We start from the raw sequence: 24129 nt of genomic DNA on the forward strand, positions 1-24129 counted from the left end.
AACGTGTAAGGAAAGGTGAGCAGCACATGAAAAAGATACACATTGCCATGCTGCTAATTCTCCTGCTAAGCAGTTTCCCGTTCTCTGCCTCTGCAAAAGGTGAAGAAAACGTAAATAAAGCAAAGCAGGATCGCATGGCGCTTTATAAGAAAACAGCAGCTGCCGCAGGACTTCCTTGGTATTATTTAGCTGCAATTGATCAGTACGAGCATAATCTCCCGACACAATCCAAAGAAGAGAAACTGATTGCGATCGAAATCCCAGAAGAAAAATGGTTTGGGGCTGCTTCACACGGACAGCTGGCAGACGAATCCTCTATTCTATGGTTTCAAGGATTAGGGCGTGATGGGGATGGAGACAAACAGGCTGATCCAGATAATCCAGAAGATGTACTCTACACGATGGCCTCTTTTATCCAGCGAATTGGAACGACGAAAAACGATATCAAGATAGCCCTATGGCATTATTATGAGCGTGATCTTACTGTACAGACGATCATGAATACTGCCAAGCTGTATGAGAAGTTCGGTACAATAGAGCTGGATAAACGCTCTTTCCCGCTTCCGCTTCATCATAATTACAGCTATCGCAATACATGGGGAGATGCACGCGGATTTGGCGGCAGAAGGATTCATGAAGGTACGGACATCTTCGCTAACTACGGAGTACCCGTATATGCGACGACATACGGCGTTATCGAACTGAAAGGCTGGAATTTGTATGGCGGCTGGCGTATCGGTCTTCGGGATAGCAATAATATCTATCACTACTATGCCCATTTGAACGGTTTCGAAAAAGGTGTATCCGTCGGGAATGTCGTCAAACCTGGAGATGTAATAGGGTATGTAGGCGCAAGCGGCTATGGACCGCCAGGAACATCAGGTAAATTCCCGCCTCACTTGCATTACGGCATGTATAAGGACAATGGACGCTCAGAGTTTTCCTTTGATCCATATCCATACCTTCGAATTTGGGAACAAAAATCCAAACAGCAAAAAAGGGAAGGCTGAATTTATTCGCCTTCCTTTTGCATTGGAATGGAGAAAGATGGAGATGATCCGGACTCTCCTCCATTGTTATAGAATTCCGGCACTTGCCCTTGGATGACCGTACTTCCCAACAAAACATCCTGCGTTACAGTTGTCGTCTTCGTAGAAAATGGAATGATGATTCGGACATTCGCTTTAATTTCGACCATAAATACAAACATCGCATTATTTATGCCGTACTCTTCCACCTTTACATCAACACCTGACTCTACATAGCCAATCATTTCGAATTTTACCGGAATCCGCGGACCAAGATTAGCAAGCAAAGCATTATTGGTTGCTTGACCAAGTGGTATATCGACAAGTGTCGGATCCTCCTCCAACTTCTCCTGAATAACGTCAGCTGCTGCTTCTTCAGCCAGCTGTTCCTCACTGACAGCCGGCATCTCGCCATCCTCCATCAGCCGCAGATAGTTTTGTACACGGAAGGTCACTTTCCGCAGCACCTCATTTACAGTTGCTGCATCCCAGCTGGCATGTGTAACATTTCCATTCGTATCTTTCTCAACTTGCACAAATGCATTCAAGTCCAAATCCGCTTCCTTTTCTGCCTGTACAGCCTGGTTTATCGCCTGTTTAGCAAATTGCTCTGTCTTTGTTTCTGCAATTGCCATAAGTGTCGGCTCCAAGCCCCTATTCACAAGCCAAAGGCTTAAACTAGTGAATAGCATGAAAAGCAGCAGGGTCATCAGAAACACATGACGAAAGGAAGGTGATGCTTTAGAAGCTCTGCGCTGCCATGGACGCATGAAAAAACCCCCTCGAATCAAGCATATGCTTGACCAAGGGGGCTTAGAATTAGCTAGTTCATCTCAGCAGATGTCGAACAAGCTACAACCGTTATATTCAAATGCACATACAAGTCCACTTCATACGGCACAGGTTCTGTACCATCCGCTTCCTGAAGAATCCGGATAATCGGCCTTGTATTGATGTCTTCATTTTGACGTATCACGATTCCCATCCGTCCATCACTCAGGCGAACAGTAAGTCCAGTCGGGTAGATTGCAACACTTCGCTTGAAAGCCTCAACCATCTCCATATCGAACTGATCCCCTGCACCTGCAAACAGTATTTCCAAACCTTCATGCGGCAGCATCGCATCCCGGTAAACACGGTTGCTCGTCACAGCATCAAAGACATCTGCTATACCTATGATTTTCGCATACAAGTGAATATCCGACCCGCTGATACCTCGTGGATAACCGGAGCCATTTATCCGTTCATGATGCTGGTATGCACAATGCGCGACTACCAGAGGGATATTGTTCATCTTGCGCAAATAATGGAAACCCTTTGTTGTGTGTTCCTTGATTTGCTCGAATTCCGAGTCAGTTAGTTTGCCGGTCTTTTGCAATACTTCCTGCGGAACGAACATCTTGCCTACATCATGCAGGATCGCACCAAAACCGATTTCCTCTACAACAGAAACAGGAAGTTTCATTTCATTGGCGATGGCCATCGCATATAATGCCACATTTACTGAATGAGAGAAAATATAATCATCATATATGAGCATATCGGAAAGAATCGTCAATGTTTGGCGTTTTGGCCGCAAATTGCTGACCATCTCTTGGATGGAGCTCGTAATTTTATCTGTCATCTTTTCGGTCAGATATCGGCCATTATCATTCTTCTTGATTTCCTGAAAGCTCTTATGGATAACCTGCATCGCTTTTAGCCGTTTTTCATTGGAAGTGGAGAAGTAAAGCTCGATGTCCTGCAGCCTGTCATCTCTGATATAGACATAGGTATATCGCAGCTCTCTTAAGCGATCGATAATATTTACTGTCAACTCCACATCTCGCTGGATGAGAACACTGCCTTTATCATTATATACGGGTTGAGCGAGCTTACTGCCGGGCTTTACCGATTTTGTCGAAACTAGTCTCATTGACGTACCCCTTATCTTCTCCGACATTCCATTCTGATAAAATAGTACCAGAAAAACGGAAAACAATCTAGATTGAGGGGACGCACTTCGACAATTTTTTTAAGGTAGGAGAAGTAATGCTTCTTTTCCTATGATTCCAGGTTTCCAGCCATACGCAGCTGATGCTTCTGTTACCTTTTCAAGCGGTGCTGCAAGCAGTTGCTCGATTGTCTTAACTCCGACTGCCCTGCCAGATATAATATTGCGATCTGCCAGCTTTTCATTCAGCAAATCTACGTCCAGTGCTCCGCACATAATATAACCGACATCATTCGACACAACGAGCAAGGTTGTTTTCGGCAATTTTACAGTCACAGCGGTAAAAGGCTTACCTTCTAGAAATAAAGGTTCTACAGTCATCAATTTAAATACACCTCCGTTATATCCTATGTAGGAGAAACGGAGGTGTTTGCTATTTTTCTATTTCTTTAAATGCTTCCAGAAGTAAATCCCGCAGCATTTCAGGCATGAAATATTTCTTACCTTCTGCCTGCTTTATATTTGGCAGCAAGCTGCCGAAAGTGAAGGTATCCGCCATTGCCGTTAGATAAAGCTTGTTAGGATCCAACGGCATACCGTGTATCTTCAAGTTTACAGCCACGGGTTTTGCTTCTGTTCCCGTAATGTCGAACGTCAGTCCGCTGTAGATCATCTTACCGATCACCTTTCCGCGGAAACCAAAGCCCTTAAGAGGGAATGAAACGAAATCAGGCTGTAATGCAGCATTTACGATTTGCTCCAGTGCTTCTCCAGTTAACGGAACTGTAGCCGGATTTATCGGATGCGGACAAATCCGATGAATATCCATATAAGATACGGCTCCTGCAGGAAAGCTATCCAGTAGCACCCCTGCGTTTAGAAAAGCAAGATCTGCCTTCGTCCATCTGCGCAGATAATCGGTCAGGAGATCCATTACACGGGAATCTTCATAAGGAACACAAGGCATCGGATCTGGCAGAACGACGGCAGGACGATGCATTGCTTTTGCTGCATTTTCCGAATAAATAGCAACATGCTCCGCTGTGTCTGTATCATCTTCCAAATCTGCCACAGGAATTGCCCTGGCTCGCTTATCGATAATGCATCCCTGTTCTGTGTCCCAGATGATTTCCACTTCTCCGAAATGGAAGCCCTGCTTGCCAGCAGTCGTAATCAGACATTGATTCACAAATTCCCCTTCATGGAGTAAGTGATGGGTATGCCCGCCAACGATTACATCAATCTCAGGAAAAGCAGCAGCTATGTCCCTGTCTGCATAAATTCCGAGGTGGGAAAGCAAAACAACCACATCGCAAGAAGATCGAAGCGAACTAATTTCCCGCTTCAGGACTTCCATCGGATCTTGTACATTCCAGCCGATCAGATTATAGAAATCCGGAAACGGCGCTGTTAATCCGATCATGCCGACTTTTACACCGCCAGCAGTTTCGACCACCCAGGACGACTCCATCCAGCTCGGATCTTCCTCGGTCTGTGAATGAAGGTTTGCAACTGCAACACGGAATTCTGCTTCATCGTACAAATGATAAAGGTCATCATAATCAAGTGTGATGCCTTCATTATTGCCAATTGTTGCGAAATCGTAGCCAGCTTCGTTCAGCAGGCTGATATTGGCCTTGCCTCGGAATGCTTCCGCAATCGAACGTGATCGATCGACATGATCACCGATATCAACAAGCCAGCATGTCTCACCTGCATCTTTAAGCCTTTGTTTATTTTCCTTCAGATAGCCGACAATCTTTGGCCAGTTCTCGAAATAGCTATGCAAATCATTTGTGTAGTTGATAGTCAGCTTTTCCTGCATCCTTCTCTACTCCTTTATGACGACAAACCGTCCCAAATCAAACGGACAGCAACTAATACGAGCATGATACGCAATATCCAAACGACAGTATTACCTTTCAGCATCTGGTTAATCCTCGCACCGAGGAACCCGCCAATAATCGCACCTGGAATAAAGGCCCATACAACGTTCCATTCCACATGCCCCAGGGATATATGCATAACGGTACTAACGATACTGAGGAAGAATACCATAAGCATGCTTGTGGCAACAGCAACATGCGCTGGAAATCCGAATAAGAGAATCATGGCAGGCACCATAAAACTGCCTCCGCCAATTCCGAACATACCAGAAAGCAGTCCGACAAACAAGGACAGTACAAATGCTGCCATGAATCGGAAGCTATATGTATACGTGGTTCCGTTAATCTCTTTTGTAACGATGATGCCTTTTGGATTAATCACTTCACGTTCCTTACGTTTTACGAAGAACATAAAGAAAACAAGCAGCACAAGTATACCAAAGTATAACGAGAAACCATCACCCGAAATAAAACGATTCAGGAATGACCCAAGAATAGCTCCTGGCATTCCTCCAGCTAGGAAAATGAGTCCGCTTTTGTAATCAACCCGTCCGCTTTTCATATATGTCAGCGTAGAAGTCAGGCCAGTAAAAATCATAAAGATGACAGACACACCAACGATTGCTTGTGGTGTAGCCCAGCTGAATTCATCCCAGAAGTTGCTCAAAATCAGCAGCGACGGTACAAGGATGATTCCTCCTCCCAAACCTACCAGACTGCCAAGCGCTGCTGCAAGAAGTCCTATTAGTAAACTTACGGCAAATACCATGTGTATCCCTTCCATCTTTTCAACTGTAATAAAAAAAGTATGACTGCATACCGCCGTCATACCATTATAACAGAAATTATTTGTATTTGACCGACCCGCCGTTCACTGGGAATTCTGCTCCAGTGACATACGTCGCTTTATCAGAAGCTAAGAAGACAATCACATTGGCAATCTCTTCAGGTTTCCCAATCTCACCGCGCGGAATTTGACGGACTTCCTTCGCGAAGTAGCTGACCGCTTCCTCTCCTTCTTTATCGAACATATCACTAAGCATATCGACCATACCGCCTGGCTTATTCCACATCGTTGTACGAGTCGGACCTGGTGACACGACATTCACACGGATATCTCCGCCAAACTCATCTGATAAGGCTTGTGTCAGATTAAGAATAGCTGCTTTGCTGCCGCTGTAATCAATCGCAAACGAATCCGGTACGTGTCCGCTCTCAGATGCTACATTGACGATACTCGCCCCAGGCTGTTTCTTCAGTTCCGGAATAGCCGCTTTCGTTAATGCTACGACAGCAAATAAATTCGTCTCGAAAGTCTCTTTCCATATATCCAACGTTACATCCATGAAACTATCTTTATAGATGGCAATCCCCGCAACATTCGCTAGGATGTCAAGCTTTCCGAAATGAGAAACAGCCGCTTCGACCACTTTGTCAGCAACACCTTCATCAGTCAGATCCAGCTCCAGTGGCAGGAAAGAAGAATGATCTGCAATATCTTTCACATTATCCAACGTCAAGCTGACACCGACAACTTTCGCTCCCTCTTTCAAAAATGCCTTCACTGTCTCCAAGCCGATACCATCATTGGCACCAGTCACGATTGCTACTTTGCCTTCTAAATTATAACTCATGGACTTCATCTCCTTTGATTCTTCACATAAGGAAATATTCCCAGTCGAAGTTATAACCAAACATTTATCTCTCGCTTTGCTAAATGCAGTTTGCTAAATAAATTTATGTGGTTCTTCCCTTAAACTTCTTCAGCGTAGCTACAATAAGGAAGCTGACAATTACTAATAATAGCCATGAGCTCACCTTCCCTAAATGAACAAGGCTCCATGCTTCCGTTTGGTTCGGATATTCCCAAGCTCCGAAGAATGTTGCAATATTCTCAGCTACCCAGATAAAAAAGCCGATAAGTACAAAGGAAAGTACGAGCGGCATTTTATAACGAATTCCACCAACCTCGTAAGTAACCCATGCTCGCCAAAAGACGATAAGTACCAGCCCAGATAGAATCCACCGAATATCAATCCAGAAATGATGAAGGAAGAAATTCAAGTAAATAGCAGCTGCAAGTGGAACCACAACGAGATACGGGGGCCACTGAATAAGATCTACTTTAAGTCTTCTCCAAGCCTGGCAGAGATAACTCGCAACACTTGCGTACATGAAGCCGCTATACAAAGGAACGCCGAAGATTTTGAAGTGGCCTTCTTCGGGATAAGACCAGGAACCCATATGTACCTTGAACAATTCGAGCGCAAGACCAATAATGTGGAACACTGTAATCACTTTTAGTTCATCCCGTGTTTCTAGTCCGGAACGCAGCATCAGCCATTGCATCAGGAGACAGATAACTAGCAGCCAGTCATAACGCGGAAGAAAGGGCAGCGGAATAACTTGAGTCAGAGCCAAAGAAGCAAAAATCACGACCGGAAACAAACATGATAATGCCTGATCCCAGCCAAAACGAACGAGCTGCGTTAATGCTCCCAACATTCTCGAAGCTAATGTTCTCTTTTGGAATGCCGGTAATTCCTGTCCTGCATAGTAAGTCAGATTGCGATTTCTATACATAGCTTTATCCCTCCAGTACTTTCTTCCTCTTACCACATTTGCGCTACTTCATTACACTTCATCATTTTGGTATTCCAGTATATCTCCTGGCTGACAATCCAAAGCCTTACAAATAGCATCTAACGTTGATACTCGTAACGCCTTTGCTTTTCCGTTTTTTAAAATAGATAGATTGGCCATCGTGATTCCAACCTTCTCGGACAGTTCGGTTACACTCATTTTTCTTTTTGCCAGCATTACATCTATATTTATAATTATCGCCATATTTCTCACCTCAGACCGTTAAGTCATTTTCTGATTTAATATCAATGGCATTTTTCAGCAGCTTTTGCAGGACAGCAGCAAAGATTGCTACTACTAACGGTGCGAAGATAAGTGCCATTCCTACTAGAATAAGTCCCGGAGCATCATCTCTTTCTGCAACGACATAAATTAACGGGAGAAGTATTACGTAAACAATACTGATAGTTATGGAGCAGTGTTTAATATTCTTTAATGCCTTAACAGACAAATCGGAAAAAGCCACATTTTTGTCAATATAACCAAGCAGACGGAAAGACTGATATAGAGCTAGAAAATATGCCAATGCCGTTACATACAACCCAACCAAAACAGGATATTTTAAAAATTCTACTTCCGGATAATAATCTGCCGAACCAAAAGCTATATTCGGAATTGCAAAAATACATAATGCAAGAACCGGCAATGCCATTAGAAAGACAGCCAGCTTTAAAAAGAGTGTTTCACGTTTCATAAGAGCACCTCACTTGTTTTTCTTATTTATGATATTAATACATTATTTATCGTTTTACAATAAATAATTACTGCATAATAACGTTTTTTTATTGATATAGACAAATAAAAAAAGCATTCTCGGCAAGAAAGAATGCTTTATATGTTAAATTTGTAAGATGGACGTTTACGATATTTATAGTAAATGAACAGTTCGGCCTATGCACCTTATTCCTTCTTATTACTGCCTCAGATATCAATCATCATTTTCTTGTTCAATTTTTAGTATTCTGCCGTTTTTGGCTAGTATCTCTACTTCATATATCATTCCTTCTGCTGTCATAATGAATACCTCATAAACTAAAACACCATTTTCTAGGTCCATATCTACATGCATTACTCTTCCAGGTACTCTTTGAAGAGCTATTTCTTGTGCTTGTTGCATTGTGATTCTTTGTCTCTGCATTGGTAATTGGTTGCTGTTATAAGAATAATCTTGATCCATAGGAATCTTCCTCCTCACGAAAGTTGAACTCATTTATCTTTATACAACTAACAAGTTTAATGTTCCTAAACTAAAGTCTACGTAAGAAAAAGCAGTAGATTCCTATTTCCCTTGTCTTTCTTTATTTTTTCATAAAAAAAGAAGACGAACTTCAAAAGTTCGTCTTCTTGATATAAATATTACGTTTATTAACCGATAGAACCTTCCATCTCGAATTTAATCAGACGGTTCATTTCAACGGCATATTCCATTGGAAGTTCTTTCGTGAATGGCTCGATGAAGCCCATTACGATCATTTCTGTCGCTTCTTCTTGAGAGATACCACGACTCATCAAGTAGAACAATTGCTCTTCGGATACTTTGGAAACTTTCGCTTCGTGTTCCAAAGAGATGTTCTCATTGAAGATCTCGTTGTAAGGAATCGTATCGGAAGTGGATTTATTATCCAGGATCAGCGTATCACACTCGATGTTAGAGCGAGCGCCGTCTGCTTTCTTACCGAAGTGAACGATTCCGCGATAAGTTACTTTACCACCTTGTTTAGAGATGGATTTAGAAACGATCGTAGAAGAAGTGTTTGGTGCCAAATGATGCATTTTCGCACCAGCATCCTGATGCTGCCCTTTACCTGCAAGTGCGATAGACAATGTCATACCGCGTGCGCCTTCACCTTTTAAGATGATTGCAGGGTATTTCATTGTAAGTTTGGAACCGATGTTGCCATCAACCCATTCCATCGTACCATTTGCATCAACAGTCGCACGTTTTGTAACTAGGTTATAAACGTTATTTGCCCAGTTCTGGATTGTTGTATAACGGCAGTAAGCATCTTTTGCTACATAGATCTCAACAACCGCACTATGCAAGGAGTTCGTTGTATACACTGGAGCAGTACATCCCTCAACATAGTGTATAGATGCATCTTCATCAACGATAATAAGCGTACGCTCGAATTGACCCATATTCTCAGAGTTGATCCGGAAGTATGCTTGCAATGGAATATCTGTCTTTACGCCCTTCGGTACATAGATGAAGGAACCTCCGGACCAGACTGCTGAGTTTAAAGCTGAGAATTTGTTATCGGAAGGCGGAATAAGCTTACCGAAATATTCTCGGAACAAATCTTCATTTTCTTTAAGCGCAGTATCTGTATCTTTAAAGATGATACCCATATCCGCTAAGTCTTCCTTCAGGTTATGGTAGACAACTTCTGATTCGTACTGTGCGGAAACACCAGCAAGGTATTTCTGTTCAGCTTCCGGAATACCTAGTTTATCAAATGTGTTCTTGATTTCTTCCGGTACCTCGTCCCAGGAACGCTCGGAACGCTCGGATGGTTTCACGTAATATGTGATTTCATCAAAATCAAGCTCAGCAAGGTCTCCACCCCACTGCGGCATTGGTTTCTTATAGAACTGCTCCAAGGATTTAAGACGGAAGTCAAGCATCCATTGTGGTTCTTCTTTCATCTTAGAGATTTCTTCAACGATTCTAGGTGTAAGGCCTTTTTCCGTACGGAAAATGGAAACATCACGATCACTGAATCCATACTGGTAATCTCCAATTTCAGGCGCTTTTTTAGCCATAGTAAAACCTCCTTATAGGATTACATCTATTTCACACGACAGTGTTCAAGTCTTAGTTCTTTTCGACGCCTTGCTCCATCGCCTTCCAGGCGAGTGTCGCACATTTGATGCGTGCCGGGAATTTCGCAACTCCCTGCAGTGCTTCCACATCACCCATCTCCAGGTTACCAGGATCGATTTCCTTCCCTAGCATCATGTCAGAGAACAGCTGTGACATACGAAGTGCATCTTCGATGGATTTGCCTTTGATGGCTTGTGTCATCATAGAGGCAGAAGACATGCTGATAGAGCAGCCCTCTCCTTCGAATTTTGCATCCTTCACCTTGCCATCCTCCACCTGGATCTGCAGCTGGATACGGTCTCCGCACGTCGGGTTATTCATATCGACCACAAGTGCGTCTTCTTCCAGCTTACCACGATTCCGCGGATGTTTATAGTGATCCATGATCACTTGACGGTAGAGTGTATCAAGGTTATTAAAAGACATTTCCGAAAAACTCCTTCGTTTTTGCCAGTCCGCTGACAAGTTTGTCGATATCGTCTTCGGTATTGTAAACGTACATGCTTGCACGGGCAGTAGCTGTGACATCCAGCCAGCGCATAAGCGGCTGCGCACAGTGATGTCCGGCACGGACAGCGATACCTTCTGTATCGAGTGCAGTCGCTGTATCATGCGGATGGACACCATCAATATTGAAAGTGACCACTGCAGAGCGTTTATTCTTCGAAGGACCATAAATGGTCAGTCCCTCGATTTCGCTCATCCGTTCCATTGCATATGCAGTCAGCTTCTGATCATGCGCTTCTATTTTATCCAGACCGATTTCAGTCAGGAAGTCAATCGCAGCGCCAAGTCCGATTGCTCCTGCAATGATTGGAGTACCACCCTCAAACTTCCAAGGAAGCTCCTTCCATGTTGAATCATACAGATGTACGAAATCGATCATTTCACCGCCGAATTCGACCGGCTCCATGTTCTCAAGCAGTTCCTGCTTTCCATAAAGAACACCGATTCCAGTCGGTCCGCACATCTTATGACCGCTGAAGCAATAGAAATCACAATCGATGTCCTGCACATCCACTTTCACGTGCGGAGCACCTTGCGCACCATCAACGAGAACGACAGCATTCTGACGATGCGCAAGCTCAACGATTTCTTTTATAGGATTAATGGTTCCCAATACATTGGAGACATGAGTCAAAGCAACGATCTTCGTTTGAGGACCGATTGATTTTTTCACATCTTCCATGTTCAAGGTTCCATCTTCATTTAGCTCAAAATATTTAAGTGTTGCTCCGGTCGCTTTGACCGCCTGCTGCCACGGGATGATATTACTGTGGTGCTCCATTGGTGTAATGATCACTTCATCACCAGGTTCCAAGTTCGCACGGGCGTAACTGTGAGCAACCGTATTGATTGCTGTCGTTGTACCTCGTGTGAAAATTACTTCCTTGGTGCTTCTGGCATTGATGAATTGCTGCACCTTTTCTCTGGCACCTTCATATTTATCCGTAGCCCGGGTTCCTAGCGTATGCACACCACGGTGTACATTGCTGTTGTCATTCCGGTAATAGGCATCCACAGCTTCCAATACCTTTATTGGCTTATGGGAAGTTGCGGAGGAATCCAAGTAGACCAGCGGATGTCCGTTGACTTCCTGATGCAGGATCGGGAACTGTTCACGGATAGAGCGGGCATCCATTAGTTTACTTTCCCTTCAATTACCTGAGTCAGCTGATTTTTTACAGTTTCAATCGGCAGCTGATTAACAACAGGTGCAAGGAATCCATGGATGATTAGACGTTCAGCTTCATGCTTCGTGATTCCGCGGCTCATCAAGTAATAAAGCTGAAGCGGATCGACACGGCCTACAGAAGCAGCGTGTCCAGCAACTACATCATCTTCATCAATCAAAAGAATCGGGTTAGCATCTCCACGAGCACCTTGGCTAAGCATCAAGACGCGTGTTTCTTGGGTAGCATCAGATTTACTGGCGCCATGTTCGATTTTACCGATACCGTTGAATACAGAGCTCGCCTGGTCTTTCATAACACCATGGGACAAGATGCTTCCAACAGAATTCTGACCGAAGTGGACAATGTTCGTCGTGAAGTTCTGGATTTGTTTTCCGCGTCCCACAACTACACTTTTCGCTTCAGAACCGGAGTTGTCACCGATCAAGTGAGTAATATGCTCACTGATTGTGTTACCATCGTTCATTTGGCCGATAGCCCAGTCGATGCGAGCATCACGGTAAGCTACACCGCGGCGTTTTGCATAGACAGTCGTACCTGCAGCATAGTTATCAACCGCACCATAAGAAACGTTAGCATTGTCCGCCGCGATAACTTCTGTTACAACATTTGCGAATGTTGCTTGCTCTGCATTATGCGAAATGCTGTTTTCAACATATGTTACAGCGCTGTTTGCTTCGGCAACGATCAAAATATGATTAAAGGAAGCTACTTTATCATCTTCCTGCCAGAAGATAGTTTGAAGCGGCTCGTCCACTACAACATTTTTCGGAACATAGACGAACACTCCGCCGTTCATCAATGCTGCATGCAGAGCTGTCAAACGATCTTCATCAATGTTTACAGCATCCTTCATGTAGAATCGCTTCACTAAATCACCATGCTGCTGCAAGGCAGTGAAGATATCCGTGAAGATAACACCTTGCTCGCTCCATTTTTCGTTTAGGGCAAGGTATGCCGCGCTATTATTGCGCTGAATGTAAAGGTTTGGAGCATTATCCGCATCGATAAGTGCTGCCACACTTGCTGGCAGGCTGCCCAATGCACTGATTTCCTCCCCTTTTACTTCATGCACGTACGTATCAAAATCCCAGTTCTTAATCCCAGTCTTATCGGGTTTTGGCATGTCCAAAGATTCCGATTGAGAAAGAGCTTGGTGGCGAAGTTCCTTCATCCATTCAGGCTCATTGCGAGAACTGGAAAAACGGCTGATATATTCATCATTATATTGTTGCTTCGTTTCAACAGTCATAAGATCCCTCCTCCAGTTTACGCGTTAATTGTTTCGTCTTGGATGTTCAGCTCTTGTTTGATCCAATCGTAGCCTTCTGCTTCCAAACGCTTAGAAAGCTCAGATCCGCCGGATTTAACAACACGGCCTTGCATCATAACGTGTACGAAGTCAGGCTCGATGTAGTTTAACAAACGCTGGTAGTGGGTAATGATTAGGCAACCGAAGTTTTCGTCGCGCAGTTTGTTGATTCCTTTTGCAACAACTTTCAGTGCATCGATATCAAGACCAGAGTCAATCTCGTCAAGGATACCGATTTCAGCTTTCATCATTAGAAGCTGAAGGATTTCATTACGCTTTTTCTCCCCGCCGGAGAAACCTTCGTTCAAGTAACGCTGTGCCATGTTCTTATCCATTTCAAGGAAGTCCATAGCTTCATCCATCTCTTTAATAAATTTCATCAATGGAATCTCATCGCCTTCCGCGCGTCGAGCGTTGATGGAAGAGCGAAGGAAGTCAGAGTTTGTTACACCGCTGATTTCACTTGGATACTGCATTGCAAGGAACAGACCAGCACGAGCACGCTCGTCCACTTCCATTTCCAAAACATCTTCTCCGTCCAAAGTGATGCTTCCGCTTGTCACTTCGTATTTAGGATGTCCCATGATTGCGGATGCCAACGTAGATTTACCAGTACCGTTTGGTCCCATTACTGCGTGGAATTCACCGCTCTTTATCGTAAGGTTTACACCTTTTAGAATTTCCTTATCTTCAATCGAAACATGTAGGTCTTTAATTTCTAAAACTGAACCTGCCATTTATAAACCCTCCGATAGCTGCTATTTTATAAGTTTCGATAATACGTTATTTAAACACATTATCAATTTATTCTCATTACAATCTTAAAGCATTATTCGACCATTATCAACTTTTTTACTGGATAAATACACAGTTTTAACATGATCTTTTTCTATTGTATCACACATCCAATTCAAGCCAAAAATAAAGCCTCTGCTGAGAATTCCAGCAAAGGCATGAGAATAGTGATACTTATTTATCGACAGGAAGAATTGCTCCGTCGTAATTGTCTTCGATAAACTGTTTGATTTCATCAGAATGAAGGACATCCATCAATTTCTGCAATGCTTCATTGTCTTTGTCTTCGGCACGTGCCGCTACGATGTTCCCATAAGGAGAATCAGTACCTTCAAGGATCAATGCGTCCTCAGAAGGCGTAAGACCTGCTTGCAATGCATAGTTCGTATTGATGACCACTAATGCATCTTCTTCGGATTCATACGTATCCGGAAGGAAAGCTGGATCAACATCCATGCTGAATTTCAGGTTTTTCGGGTTATCTGCAATATCATCCAAAGTAGCATCTACAGGCTCGACACCATCTTTAATTTTGATAAGGCCTTCCTCTTGGAAGATGGATAGGATACGTCCTTGCTCAGAAACGTTACGACCCATAATTACTTCAGTACCATCTTTAATATCATCTACGCTTTCGATATTCTTAGAATACACACCCATTGGCTCCAAGTGAACTGCTCCAAGGCTGATCAAGTCATAGCCAGTATCTGCGTTAGAAGTTTCTAGATAAGGAATGTGCTGGAAGTAGTTAGCATCCAAGTCTCCGCTTTCTAAATCATCGTTCGGAAGTACATAATCCTGATACTCTTCAATCTCAAGATTGACTCCTTCTTTTTCAAGGATAGGCTGTGCTTCTTTAAGAATTTCAGCGTGCGGTGTGCTGGAAGCACCCACTTTGATTGTTGTTGTTTCTTCATCGCCTGAGCCGCTGTCAGATGAACCACAGGCTGCCAGGAAGATCATGAAAGCTGCTGATAAAATAACTAATAATGCCTTTTTCAAATGAATCTCTCCTTTATCGTTTATCTAATTTATTTGAAATCAAGTCTCCAATAAATTGGAAGACAAATACCACAATAACAATTAAAAGCGTACAGATGAATACAACATCAAACTGACGTCGCTGGAAGCCGTAGAAGTAAGCGAAATCGCCTAAACCGCCTGCTCCGATAACACCTGCAACTGCTGTAGAACCAATTAACGCAATTGCTGTTACTGTAAGACCAGAAACAAGTGCTGGCATGGATTCTTTCAGCAGTACTTTGAACATGATCGTACTATTCTTTGCACCCATTGCCTTAGCAGCTTCCACTACTCCGTTGTCTACTTCTTTCAATGCAATTTCAACTAACCGCGCATAGAAAGGCGCTGACCCAATGATAAGTGCGGGCAATGCTGCCTCCGGACCGCGGATTGTACCGACGATAAAATCAGTAAATGGGAATAGAAGCAGGATAAGGATGATGAACGGAATCGCCCGGAATATGTTGACGACCGCTGCTACGATTCCGTAGACAATTTTATTTTCCCAAAGCTTGCCTCTGCTAGTCAGATAAAGTAAAAGACCAAGGATGATACCAATGATGAATGTACCGATCAAGGAAAGAATCGTCATATAGAATGTCTCATAGATGGCTGTGTTCAAGTCTGCAATATCTACATTCGGAAACCACTTCTCAAACAAGTTCCTGCACCTCCGCTTTTACATTTGCTCCGCGGATGAAGTCCAGTGCCTTCTCCACTTCCGATTCATTGCCCACTAGCTGTAAGAAAAGATTGCCGACTGCGCCGGTTTGCGTCTGCAAAACATTCCCCTGCAGGATATTGATATCCACATCGAATTGTTTCGCAGTCTGGCTGACGACCGTCTGATTCACGTTTTCCCCAGAGAAAGAAAGCTTTACGATCGTGCCAGTTCCTTCTTTGACTACTGCTGCGGATAAAGAAGCATACTGTTCACTTCCATCCAATTGTCGAACGAAGCGCTTCGTAATATCCTGCTGCGGATTCTGGAATACATGCGTTGCATCTCCTTGTTCCACAACTTTTCCGGTATCCATAACAGCTACACGGTGGCAGATTTTACGGATTACATTCATTTCATGTGTAATCAATACGATAGTCAACCCGAGACGTTTATTGATGTCCACAAGCAAATCAAGGATTGAGTCTGTTGTTTCCGGATCCAGTGCGGATGTTGCTTCATCACATAGAAGCACTTTCGGATCGTTAGCCAACGCCCTTGCAATGCCGACTCGCTGCTTCTGTCCACCGCTCAGTTGAGAGGGGTAGGCGTTTTCGCGTCCTTGCAATCCTACTAGCTCAATCAGACGATCCACTTTTGCCTTTCTTTCTTTTTTCGGCACACCTGCGATTTCCAATGGAAAAGCAATGTTTTGGTGTACAGTACGAGACCATAGCAGATTGAAATGCTGGAAGATCATCCCGATTTCTTGTCTGGCAAGGCGAAGTTCATTTTTGCGCTGTTTGACGATATCCTTGCCATTGATTATTATTTCACCAGCTGTCGGTTCTTCGAGACGGTTCAGCAGGCGAACGAAAGTACTTTTCCCAGCACCGCTGTAGCCAATTACGCCGAAAATCTCACCTGACTCAATTTTCAGATTAAGCTCATCGACCGCTGTAATATTCTGTTTTTTCGTACGATATATCTTGGAGAGGTTTTTGATAGTGATCAATATCCGCTCCTCCTTCCTCGTGTTGCTTTATAAGCATAAAAAAGCGTCTTTTTGTTCAGAGAACAAAAAGACGCAGCTGCGTTCGATAATTGTTCTCTCATCTGTACAGGTTCCCCTGCAGGAATTGGCACCATACAGGATAACCTGTGGTTGCCGGGCTTCATCGGGCCAGTCCCTCCGCCACTCTTGATAAGAGTATAGTTATATGATTGCTAAAAGGAGTTTAGCATCTAGTCAATATTCTTGTCAACATATTTCACAGACTTCCTTGACCTCCCAGAAATAGAAGTGCCTCTACAAGCAGGATATGCTGATAATCGCCGTCCACTACTTGCTTGTTACGGATACTGCGAAGCTGTACCTCACCAGCAAGAAGCTCCTGCAGTGTCTGCTCATCAGTACGTATATGTAAAATACCATAAGGCTTAGAAGCTGGTGTCGTGAGGCTGCTTCTGTCTATATGTAAATCAAAATGTGCATCTCCCCATTCAATGAAGACCTTCAGCCGCTTGTCATTACATAAAGGCAGCAGATCCTCCCTTACCTCGATCTGATGCTTAAGCTTTGTCAGTTTTTCGATGATCACTGCCATTCCCTCCCTACACTGTATTTGGCTCTTCTTGTTCTGATTTCCTGCAAGAAAAAACAGCTTTCCAAATCGGAAAGCTGTTTTATTCGCTCAGCGTCTTCGCCAGCATATGCTGAACGGAATGAAACGCATATATTTTTTCCTGAACTTCCCCTTGTTTGAATGTAATAAGACAAGGTACACTTTCAATCTGATTTTCCTGCATAAAATCAGGAAAAAGAGAGGCGTTCAATTTATGGTAATGTTCCTGGCCTGTCACGGCCTCCACTGTAAGGAGCATTTTTTCTGCAAGCTGACAAGTACCGCAAAAAGGTGTGTGCACAAATATTCTTGCTTGCTCCTGGTGTGTGACTTTCTGAACCTCTGTTTTGATAACCTCGATAATTCATCCCTTCTTTCTTCAGACGAGGAAGAATGGATGCACCATGATACTTCTGCTAAGCAGGGCTGTGGCCAATTCAGGGGCCGGGGTCGCCGCTACCTCTCGATAGGTTCTGTCTACGTAAATATGCTGGGCATGCGGCAGCTCTCGGGCTAACTGTTTTCGCAGCTTATGACCGGCGCTATCCTCATCCACCATAATATATACTTGCTTGTGATCCAAGTCATAGTCATACAACAGCTGTTCCAGCCGCTCGATGCCCAATGTACCATTGGTGCAGATGATCGTCACTTCCTCATCGATGATCTTCCTTATCTGCTCTTTATCCGAGCGTCCTTCTACAATAATGACCTTTTCTTCATCACCCATACTGGCATCACCTATTCTGATCGATATTTGATTGCTTCCTTGCCCGTGCCCTGATAAAGGCTTAGCAATGAACGCTTGCCATATTATATGATAAGAGACCGCTGCCCTTGCTAACAGATATCAACAAGGATCCAAAAAATTAATCCTCTTTAATCCGTCCTTCGTAATCTTCTACAGATAGCAAGCTCTCAAACGCTGCTTCGTCGTCTGCTTCCACTACGATCATCCATGCTTTCTCGTATGGGGATTCATTTACGAATTCAGGGCTGTCGTCTAAATCTTCGTTCACAGCTACGACTTTTCCGCTGATCGGAGCATATAGCTCGGACACTGTTTTGACAGATTCAACGCTTCCGAATGGCTCGTCTGCTTTCAGTTCGTCACCGACGGATGGAAGTTCCACGAATACGATGTCTCCGAGTTCGTCCTGGGCGAAGTCGGTAATACCGATTCGGTACTGATTGCCATCTTCTTTTTTAATCCATTCATGTTCCTCTGTATAACGTAGATCTTTCGGTAAGTTGCTCATTTTTATTCCTCCACCTATTTTCTACAAGAATAGCTAACATATTTACTATAAAAGGTAATAGATAAAATTACCACTGTTTCAGCTCAATTCTAAGCAGTTACAGCCTCGTATGCTTCCGGCTTGAAACCGACTGCCGCTGACTTCTCTCCAATTAAAAGAGGACGCTTAATCAGCATACCGTTTTCGGATAGCCATGACTTGAGCTGGGCATCATCTGCCTCTTTGATTTTCTCCTTATAGCCGCCCTCTCGGTATACTTTTCCGCTCGTATTGAACAGTTTGGTAAGCGGCAACCCGCTTTTATCCGCTGCTTCCTGCAGGATCTCCGGACTCGGAGGGTTCTCGACGATATGTATCGCTTCATAAGATACTTCATTCGCATCCAGCCATTTCTTTGCATTCTTGCATGTACTGCAATTTGGGTACCAATAAAATCGGAACATACAGATCTCCTTTCTTTTCATACTGCTATTTTAGCATAATCGTTTACATCTTTCGCACAGAATAATCGACAGGATCCCGGGTACGATAGAAAGGAAAAAGGAGGGATCCCATGCCAGCAGAAAATCAACAAAATGTTATGCTCCAGCCGCCGGAGATGGTTTCAGAAAAAGACTTGCTGTACTTGAGTGATATGCTGAACTGGAACTTGAATGCAGCAAAAAAAGCACAGCATGCTGCCGGTGAAGTGCAGCTGACAGATGCCCAGGAAGCGCTGCACACTATCGGCCAGATGCATCAGCGCCATTATGATATGTTACTGGAGCATTTGAAGACAAAACCGCTCAATTAAGGAGGGAACGCTATGCCAGAGAATCAAAAGATACAAAATCCCCAGACACCCGTCCCGACAACGCAGGAAATGAATGACCGGGATCATGTAACTGATTTGCTTGCCACGGAAAAGTATATGACAGCTTCGTACAGTACGGCGCTGAATGAAATGAGCAATCAGTCGTTATATGAAACAGTAGCGCGTATATTCAAGGAAACACAGGATTCCCAGCGTAATTTATATAATCTAATGTTCCAACATGGATGGTACAGCTTGGAACAAGCGCCACAGCAAAAAGTGGAACAGGCTTATCAGCAATTCAGCAAAACACGACAAGAACTTCCATACTCATGAGACAGACGGACAATCAGCTACTGGTTGTCCTTTTTTCTGACTCAATCCAAAAAAATTATTGACGTATTGAATACAAACCCGTAATATACTTGCATGTGCAACTATTTGAGCTATCTGAAAGGAGCGGACCATGAGCAGGACACAAGACGAGTTAGGACTGCTTTTATCGCGGACCTATCTATCCTTGAAACGGGAAACGTCCCGCATGCTTCAGCAGTTTGAACTAACACCAGAACAACTCTCCCTTATTGCCGAATTGGATAAGCAGGATAACATCACCCAAAAGGAGCTTGCCGATCTAACGGAGAGAGAGCAGACAACCGTTACGAAGATTGTCGATAAGCTTGTCAAAAAGGGATTGGTCACCCGCGGACATGATCCGCATGACCGGCGGGCTATCCGCTTGCAAATTACAGCAGAAGGCCGAAATCTGGTCAAAGACATCAAACCGAAGATAGAAGAAATCGAAAATCATGCTTATCTTGGTTTCCATCAGAAGGATATAGAATTGCTGCATACTCTGATTCGAAAGCTGCATCAGAATTTGCAGTGATTTTTTTCGCTAAATACATGCATGTGCAACTAAAATAGATAGGAGTTTTTATTTTGCGTCTACAACCTTTACGGGAAATGCTTAAAATCCCAAATACGAAAGTGGGCATGGCTTTTGCCATTCTTGTCCCATTACTCTTTTCCATCATTTGGCTGACAGGCTATCATGATGCAACGAATCATCTGGACCGTTTGCAAGTTGCTGTCGTCAATGAAGATGGGGAACAAGCCAATGCATTGGCAGAACAAATGATGGATAATATGCCATTTGATGCGGATCTTGCTTCTTATGAAGAAGCAAAAGAAAAGCTTGATCAAAATGATATTACGATGCTCGTTGTCATTCCGGAGGCATTCACCGAAAATTTGGCCAAACAGAGCGACACGTCATTACAATTCTACTTGAACAGCTCCAACTCACAGGTTGCTTTATCGGCAGCCGAAAGTACAGCAAGACAAATGACTGACTCTATAGCTGGTTCCAATGTACAAGCAGAAATCATAAAAGAAAATCACATCGGCAACTTCGCAACCAGCATGGTACCGATGATTCTTGGATTCATCATTTTCATCGCTGTCATGACAATGAATATTCAAATGAACATTGTCACGCAAATTCTGAGCCGCAAATTCGGCAAATGGCAGCTCTTTTGGAATAAACAGCTGCTTTTACTAGTTATCGGACTTGTCGTAACAACGATTATCGTAACGATTCATGCACTTGCAAATGATACAGCTGCTTCCTACATGCAGCTATGGGGATTCGAGCTGCTAGTTGTCTTTGCCTGCATTAGTTTCACACAGATGAGCTTTGCTATTTTCGGCAATGCTGGTGCTTTATTCAACGTTGCCATGATTCCGTTCCAATTGATGGCTGCTGGGAATATCATTCCGACTGACCTGTTGTCTCCTGTATTCCGTGTAATAGGCGCTGCACTACCAGCTTCTAATGGGGTACAAGGCTTCAGTCAGCTGATCTATGCTGGAGAAAGTGTTTCATCAGTTATCCTCCACCTTGGCTTGATTTTGGTTATTACCTTCCTGATTACTTGTATAGTGTTGAAACTTAAGAAACAGCAACCCGTTCAATTCGTTAAAAAAGACGAAAACGCTGCTGCAGTATAAAAAGAAGACCTCCGCAAATTATTGCGGAGGTCTTTCTTATGCTACTACATCATAACCTTGTTCTTCGATTGCTTCTTTCATTTCATTCTTCGTCACAAGCGTGTCATCATACACAACATCGACTTTACCGCTGGCCAAATCCACGTCTACTCCTTGGATTCCTTCTAATTCCCCTAATGCTCCTTTAACTGCTTTCTCACAATGTCCGCAAGTCATACCATTTACTTGTAATGTCATTTCCATATCTTATCTCTCCTTTAATTGTCTTTTCAATCGTAATGCGTTTGCTACCACACTAACAGAACTGAAGGCCATTGCTGCTCCCGCAAGCCATGGCGCCAGCAGTCCAATAGCAGCAACTGGTATACCGGCACTGTTATAAGCAAGTGCCCAGAATAGATTCTGTTTGATGTTCCGAATCGTTTTAGCACTATAACCCAATGCCTTTGGTACGAGCCTTAGGTCTCCGCCAAGGATAGTGACACCTGCTGCCTCGATTGCCACATCTGTACCAGTGCCGATGGCAATTCCGATATCCGCTGCCGCCAAAGCAGGTGCATCATTGATTCCATCCCCGACCATCGCCACTGTAAAACCTTCCTGCTGCAGTGCAGCAATTCTATCTGCTTTACCAGCGGGCAGCACCCCAGCAAAAACGGTGTCGATGCCAACTTTGGCTGCTATGCTGTCAGCTGTCCGTTGATTGTCTCCGGTTAGCATGACTGTTCGGATACCTTGCGATTTCAAAAGTTTAATTGCTTCGGCAGCATCTGGTTTGAGTGCATCACTTACGGCGATGATTGCCTCTATCTTCTTGTCTGCAGCGAGATACATGACAGTCTTTCCGTCTTTTTCTAGCATATCAGCCTGCTTCTTAAAGTCTTCAAAAGGCAACTTCTGTTCCGACATGAGCAAACTATTTCCAATCAGAATAGCAGTGCCTCCCACTATCCCTTTAATACCCCTGCCAGGTATATTCTCAAACGTTTCCACTTCCTGGACTGGCAGGCTGTGCTCTTCTCCATATTGAACAAAAGATTGGGCGAGCGGATGCTCTGATTGCTTTTCAAGCGCAATTGCTTCAGACAAGTGCAGTGCCTCTCCATTAATATCTGTCACCTGTGGTCTTCCTTGGGTGATGGTGCCAGTTTTATCGAAGACGACAGCATCTACTTTATATGCAGTCTCCAGCTGTTCGCCGCCTTTGAACAAAATACCCGCTTCCGCTGCTTTTCCGGTACCGACCATGATGCTTGTCGGAGTAGCAAGTCCAAGCGCGCAAGGACAAGCGATTACCAGTACGGCGATAGCAGCCGTCAAGGCCGGAGCCACCTCCCCTGGATTCACTAGTAAAATCCATACAGCAAAAGTGATTATGCTAATCACGATAACTGCAGGGACGAAAAACGAAGAGACACGGTCAGCAAAGCGCTGGATAGGTGCTTTAGAACCTTGCGCACGCTCTACTGCTTGAATGATTTCCGCCAGAACTGACTCATCATTTGAATGCGTCACTTTCACTTGGATATTTCCATTCGCATTGACAGTAGCACCTGCTACATTATCTCCAACTGCTTTGCTAACCGATATACTTTCTCCCGTGAGCATTGATTCGTCAACATGGGTGCTTCCTTTCACGATGATACCATCTGCCGGAATCTTCTCTCCTGGTCGTACAATAATGATATCACCCTGAACCAGCTCTGCTGCTGCAATCTTCTCTTCCTGCGCTCCACGCAATACTGTCGCTTCTTTCGCCTGTAAGCCGACTAGAGAAGTAATGGCAGTAGTTGTCCGTCCTTTTGCTACTTTCTCCATATATTTACCGAGAAGAATCAAAGTTATCAAAATGGCACTCGTCTCGAAATATAGGGCGGGCATATGTCCGCTGCCTTGAAAACGGATCACTTCATATAAACTGTAGAAATATGCAGCACTTGTGCCGAGCGCAACAAGCACATCCATATTGGCTGATTTGCTGCGCAAGCTGTGATAAGCTCCCCGGTAAAACTGCCATCCGATCAAAAATTGAACGGGTGTTGCGAGCAATAGCTGCACCCATGGATTCATTAGGAAATGCGGTACTTCATATAAATCCAAGTGCCCGCCCATTGTTGCGAGCAATGGTAAAGATAACAGGGCGGATAGCAATAGTTTCAATTGCATCAGCCTGATACCTTTGTTTCTGCTTTTAGCATTTTCTTCCCTGGATTTCCGCGGGCTTGCGTCGTAGCCTAATTTCCGAATACGTTCGATAAATTCATCTGTACCTGTTAGCAGCGGATTATAGCGAATGCTAGCCGTCTCTCCAGCCAGGTTGACAACAGCCTGCTGGATGCCCTCCTGCTTGTTCAGCACCTTCTCGATTCTTGCTGAGCAAGCAGCACAAGTCATTCCTTTTATATCAAGAGAAACTTCCTCCGGTTCCACCCCATAGCCAAGCTTTTCGATCTTACCAGTTAAATCTGTTTCATCCACCTGGTACGGATCAAAAGAGATTGCTGCCTTTTCTGTTGCCAGATTGACATTGGCCTCTACCGTATCCATCTTGTTCAGAACTTTTTCAATACGGGTGGCACATGCAGCACAAGTCATACCAGTAATGGGTACTGTTACTTGCTTCTTCTCCATATGGACCGC

30 protein-coding genes and 1 riboswitch are annotated in these 24129 nt (G+C 43.9%); of the genes, 5 read left to right on the forward strand and 25 right to left on the reverse strand.

The window, feature by feature from the left end; all coding sequences use genetic code 11:
- Nucleotides 1-26 precede the first annotated feature (26 nt).
- On the forward strand, nt 27-1010 hold the full coding sequence (locus tag CHH48_RS06445) for a M23 family metallopeptidase (protein ID WP_095218331.1): 984 nt from the start codon (nt 27-29) through the stop codon (nt 1008-1010).
- A gap of 2 nt (nt 1011-1012) precedes the next feature.
- Here the strand turns inward: CHH48_RS06445 and yunB are convergent, their stop codons facing one another.
- The 23 genes from yunB to CHH48_RS06560 all read right to left on the reverse strand — a co-directional run bounded on the left by yunB (nt 1013) and on the right by CHH48_RS06560 (nt 19126).
- Nucleotides 1013-1798: a sporulation protein YunB gene (yunB, locus tag CHH48_RS06450; RefSeq protein ID WP_095218332.1), complete on the reverse strand. Its 786-nt coding sequence runs from the start codon at nt 1796-1798 to the stop codon at nt 1013-1015.
- 53 nt (nt 1799-1851) lie between these two features.
- A complete protein-coding gene (locus CHH48_RS06455) occupies nt 1852-2943 on the reverse strand; it encodes an HD-GYP domain-containing protein (RefSeq protein ID WP_095218333.1) in 1092 nt (363 codons plus the stop codon).
- Between the two features lie 99 nt (nt 2944-3042).
- On the reverse strand, nt 3043-3345 hold the full coding sequence (locus CHH48_RS06460) for a YunC family protein (RefSeq protein WP_095218334.1): 303 nt from the start codon (nt 3343-3345) through the stop codon (nt 3043-3045).
- Between the two features lie 49 nt (nt 3346-3394).
- Nucleotides 3395-4786, reverse strand: coding sequence for a bifunctional metallophosphatase/5'-nucleotidase (locus CHH48_RS06465; protein ID WP_095218335.1), 1392 nt, complete (start codon nt 4784-4786; stop codon nt 3395-3397).
- A gap of 14 nt (nt 4787-4800) precedes the next feature.
- On the reverse strand, nt 4801-5616 hold the full coding sequence (locus tag CHH48_RS06470; RefSeq protein WP_095218336.1) for a sulfite exporter TauE/SafE family protein: 816 nt from the start codon (nt 5614-5616) through the stop codon (nt 4801-4803).
- A 76-nt stretch (nt 5617-5692) separates the two neighbouring features.
- Nucleotides 5693-6481 (reverse strand): SDR family NAD(P)-dependent oxidoreductase, encoded by a 789-nt coding sequence (locus CHH48_RS06475; protein ID WP_095218337.1) that lies wholly within the window; start codon nt 6479-6481, stop codon nt 5693-5695.
- 103 nt (nt 6482-6584) lie between these two features.
- Nucleotides 6585-7349: a DUF817 domain-containing protein gene (locus CHH48_RS06480; RefSeq protein ID WP_175074717.1), complete on the reverse strand. Its 765-nt coding sequence runs from the start codon at nt 7347-7349 to the stop codon at nt 6585-6587.
- Between the two features lie 132 nt (nt 7350-7481).
- Nucleotides 7482-7694: a helix-turn-helix domain-containing protein gene (locus CHH48_RS06485; RefSeq protein ID WP_095218338.1), complete on the reverse strand. Its 213-nt coding sequence runs from the start codon at nt 7692-7694 to the stop codon at nt 7482-7484.
- A gap of 10 nt (nt 7695-7704) precedes the next feature.
- Entirely contained in the window at nt 7705-8184 is a 480-nt protein-coding gene (locus tag CHH48_RS06490) for a DUF2975 domain-containing protein (protein WP_095218339.1), read from the reverse strand.
- Between the two features lie 234 nt (nt 8185-8418).
- Entirely contained in the window at nt 8419-8667 is a 249-nt protein-coding gene (locus CHH48_RS06495) for a PepSY domain-containing protein (RefSeq protein ID WP_095218340.1), read from the reverse strand.
- A gap of 188 nt (nt 8668-8855) precedes the next feature.
- Entirely contained in the window at nt 8856-10253 is a 1398-nt protein-coding gene (sufB, locus tag CHH48_RS06500) for a Fe-S cluster assembly protein SufB (RefSeq protein ID WP_095218341.1), read from the reverse strand.
- Between the two features lie 52 nt (nt 10254-10305).
- Nucleotides 10306-10740, reverse strand: a complete 435-nt coding sequence (sufU, locus tag CHH48_RS06505) for a Fe-S cluster assembly sulfur transfer protein SufU (protein WP_095218342.1) — start codon at nt 10738-10740, stop codon at nt 10306-10308.
- The gene (locus CHH48_RS06510; protein ID WP_095218343.1) at nt 10730-11956 is read right to left on the reverse strand and encodes a cysteine desulfurase; all 1227 of its coding nucleotides are present in this window, start codon (nt 11954-11956) and stop codon (nt 10730-10732) included. The genes sufU and CHH48_RS06510 overlap by 11 nt, the downstream gene beginning before the upstream one ends.
- Entirely contained in the window at nt 11956-13260 is a 1305-nt protein-coding gene (gene sufD / locus CHH48_RS06515) for a Fe-S cluster assembly protein SufD (protein WP_095218344.1), read from the reverse strand. The genes CHH48_RS06510 and sufD overlap by 1 nt, the downstream gene beginning before the upstream one ends.
- Before the next feature lie 17 nt (nt 13261-13277).
- The gene (gene sufC, locus CHH48_RS06520; RefSeq protein ID WP_095218345.1) at nt 13278-14057 is read right to left on the reverse strand and encodes a Fe-S cluster assembly ATPase SufC; all 780 of its coding nucleotides are present in this window, start codon (nt 14055-14057) and stop codon (nt 13278-13280) included.
- A gap of 232 nt (nt 14058-14289) precedes the next feature.
- Nucleotides 14290-15117, reverse strand: coding sequence for a MetQ/NlpA family ABC transporter substrate-binding protein (locus tag CHH48_RS06525; protein ID WP_217903019.1), 828 nt, complete (start codon nt 15115-15117; stop codon nt 14290-14292).
- Nucleotides 15118-15130: 13 nt separating this feature from the next.
- Nucleotides 15131-15799, reverse strand: a complete 669-nt coding sequence (locus CHH48_RS06530) for a methionine ABC transporter permease (protein ID WP_175074629.1) — start codon at nt 15797-15799, stop codon at nt 15131-15133.
- Entirely contained in the window at nt 15792-16814 is a 1023-nt protein-coding gene (locus CHH48_RS06535; protein ID WP_095218346.1) for a methionine ABC transporter ATP-binding protein, read from the reverse strand. Before CHH48_RS06535 ends, CHH48_RS06530 begins: the two co-directional genes overlap by 8 nt.
- A 94-nt stretch (nt 16815-16908) precedes the next feature.
- A riboswitch (SAM riboswitch) is annotated at nt 16909-17010 on the reverse strand.
- Nucleotides 17011-17070: 60 nt separating this feature from the next.
- The gene (locus tag CHH48_RS06540) at nt 17071-17406 is read right to left on the reverse strand and encodes a hypothetical protein (RefSeq protein WP_141230056.1); all 336 of its coding nucleotides are present in this window, start codon (nt 17404-17406) and stop codon (nt 17071-17073) included.
- Between the two features lie 79 nt (nt 17407-17485).
- On the reverse strand, nt 17486-17788 hold the full coding sequence (locus CHH48_RS06545) for a thioredoxin family protein (protein ID WP_369679277.1): 303 nt from the start codon (nt 17786-17788) through the stop codon (nt 17486-17488).
- Between the two features lie 15 nt (nt 17789-17803).
- A complete protein-coding gene (locus CHH48_RS06550; protein WP_038564869.1) occupies nt 17804-18154 on the reverse strand; it encodes a toprim domain-containing protein in 351 nt (116 codons plus the stop codon).
- 139 nt (nt 18155-18293) lie between these two features.
- Entirely contained in the window at nt 18294-18683 is a 390-nt protein-coding gene (gene gcvH / locus CHH48_RS06555; protein ID WP_095218349.1) for a glycine cleavage system protein GcvH, read from the reverse strand.
- An 89-nt stretch (nt 18684-18772) separates the two neighbouring features.
- Nucleotides 18773-19126 carry an arsenate reductase family protein gene (locus CHH48_RS06560; protein ID WP_095218350.1) on the reverse strand — a complete coding sequence of 118 codons (354 nt, stop codon included), beginning with the start codon at nt 19124-19126 and terminating at the stop codon, nt 18773-18775.
- A 110-nt stretch (nt 19127-19236) separates the two neighbouring features.
- Here CHH48_RS06560 and CHH48_RS06565 point away from each other — a divergent pair, with 110 nt between their 5' ends.
- From CHH48_RS06565 to CHH48_RS06580, 4 genes are all read left to right on the forward strand, one after another.
- Complete coding sequence (locus tag CHH48_RS06565) at nt 19237-19476, forward strand: hypothetical protein (RefSeq protein WP_095218351.1); 240 nt, start codon at nt 19237-19239, stop codon at nt 19474-19476.
- A gap of 12 nt (nt 19477-19488) precedes the next feature.
- Complete coding sequence (locus CHH48_RS06570) at nt 19489-19812, forward strand: spore coat protein (protein ID WP_095218352.1); 324 nt, start codon at nt 19489-19491, stop codon at nt 19810-19812.
- Between the two features lie 130 nt (nt 19813-19942).
- Entirely contained in the window at nt 19943-20365 is a 423-nt protein-coding gene (locus tag CHH48_RS06575) for a MarR family winged helix-turn-helix transcriptional regulator (protein WP_095218353.1), read from the forward strand.
- A gap of 53 nt (nt 20366-20418) precedes the next feature.
- The gene (locus tag CHH48_RS06580) at nt 20419-21489 is read left to right on the forward strand and encodes a YhgE/Pip domain-containing protein (protein WP_245840336.1); all 1071 of its coding nucleotides are present in this window, start codon (nt 20419-20421) and stop codon (nt 21487-21489) included.
- A 36-nt stretch (nt 21490-21525) separates the two neighbouring features.
- Here the strand turns inward: CHH48_RS06580 and copZ are convergent, their stop codons facing one another.
- On the reverse strand, nt 21526-21732 hold the full coding sequence (gene copZ, locus CHH48_RS06585) for a copper chaperone CopZ (RefSeq protein WP_095218354.1): 207 nt from the start codon (nt 21730-21732) through the stop codon (nt 21526-21528).
- Nucleotides 21733-21735: 3 nt separating this feature from the next.
- Entirely contained in the window at nt 21736-24120 is a 2385-nt protein-coding gene (locus tag CHH48_RS06590; protein WP_095218355.1) for a heavy metal translocating P-type ATPase, read from the reverse strand.
- Between the last annotated feature and the right edge of the window lie 9 nt (nt 24121-24129).

The organism is Terribacillus saccharophilus (genome assembly GCF_002272075.1).
In the GTDB taxonomy this organism is placed as follows: Bacteria; Bacillota; Bacilli; order Bacillales; family Amphibacillaceae; genus Terribacillus; species Terribacillus saccharophilus_A.

Bases quoted from the DNA above. Each gene is read 5' to 3' on its own strand.
- yunB (WP_095218332.1), bottom strand. From the start codon at position 1,798: ATGCGTCCATGGCAGCGCAGAGCTTCTAAAGCATCACCTTCCTTTCGT.
- CHH48_RS06575 (WP_095218353.1), top strand. From the start codon at position 19,943: ATGAGCAGGACACAAGACGAGTTAGGACTGCTTTTATCGCGGACCTAT.
- CHH48_RS06495 (WP_095218340.1), bottom strand. From the start codon at position 8,667: ATGGATCAAGATTATTCTTATAACAGCAACCAATTACCAATGCAGAGA.
- CHH48_RS06565 (WP_095218351.1), top strand. From the start codon at position 19,237: ATGCCAGCAGAAAATCAACAAAATGTTATGCTCCAGCCGCCGGAGATG.
- sufC (WP_095218345.1), bottom strand. From the start codon at position 14,057: ATGGCAGGTTCAGTTTTAGAAATTAAAGACCTACATGTTTCGATTGAA.
- CHH48_RS06570 (WP_095218352.1), top strand. From the start codon at position 19,489: ATGCCAGAGAATCAAAAGATACAAAATCCCCAGACACCCGTCCCGACA.
- CHH48_RS06550 (WP_038564869.1), bottom strand. From the start codon at position 18,154: ATGGGTGATGAAGAAAAGGTCATTATTGTAGAAGGACGCTCGGATAAA.
- CHH48_RS06560 (WP_095218350.1), bottom strand. From the start codon at position 19,126: ATGTTCCGATTTTATTGGTACCCAAATTGCAGTACATGCAAGAATGCA.
- CHH48_RS06590 (WP_095218355.1), bottom strand. From the start codon at position 24,120: ATGGAGAAGAAGCAAGTAACAGTACCCATTACTGGTATGACTTGTGCT.
- sufB (WP_095218341.1), bottom strand. From the start codon at position 10,253: ATGGCTAAAAAAGCGCCTGAAATTGGAGATTACCAGTATGGATTCAGT.
- CHH48_RS06445 (WP_095218331.1), top strand. From the start codon at position 27: ATGAAAAAGATACACATTGCCATGCTGCTAATTCTCCTGCTAAGCAGT.
- CHH48_RS06470 (WP_095218336.1), bottom strand. From the start codon at position 5,616: ATGGTATTTGCCGTAAGTTTACTAATAGGACTTCTTGCAGCAGCGCTT.
- gcvH (WP_095218349.1), bottom strand. From the start codon at position 18,683: ATGAGCAACTTACCGAAAGATCTACGTTATACAGAGGAACATGAATGG.
- CHH48_RS06510 (WP_095218343.1), bottom strand. From the start codon at position 11,956: ATGGATGCCCGCTCTATCCGTGAACAGTTCCCGATCCTGCATCAGGAA.
- copZ (WP_095218354.1), bottom strand. From the start codon at position 21,732: ATGGAAATGACATTACAAGTAAATGGTATGACTTGCGGACATTGTGAG.
- CHH48_RS06465 (WP_095218335.1), bottom strand. From the start codon at position 4,786: ATGCAGGAAAAGCTGACTATCAACTACACAAATGATTTGCATAGCTAT.
- CHH48_RS06475 (WP_095218337.1), bottom strand. From the start codon at position 6,481: ATGAGTTATAATTTAGAAGGCAAAGTAGCAATCGTGACTGGTGCCAAT.
- CHH48_RS06455 (WP_095218333.1), bottom strand. From the start codon at position 2,943: ATGAGACTAGTTTCGACAAAATCGGTAAAGCCCGGCAGTAAGCTCGCT.
- CHH48_RS06485 (WP_095218338.1), bottom strand. From the start codon at position 7,694: ATGGCGATAATTATAAATATAGATGTAATGCTGGCAAAAAGAAAAATG.
- CHH48_RS06490 (WP_095218339.1), bottom strand. From the start codon at position 8,184: ATGAAACGTGAAACACTCTTTTTAAAGCTGGCTGTCTTTCTAATGGCA.
- CHH48_RS06540 (WP_141230056.1), bottom strand. From the start codon at position 17,406: ATGGCAGTGATCATCGAAAAACTGACAAAGCTTAAGCATCAGATCGAG.
- sufU (WP_095218342.1), bottom strand. From the start codon at position 10,740: ATGTCTTTTAATAACCTTGATACACTCTACCGTCAAGTGATCATGGAT.
- sufD (WP_095218344.1), bottom strand. From the start codon at position 13,260: ATGACTGTTGAAACGAAGCAACAATATAATGATGAATATATCAGCCGT.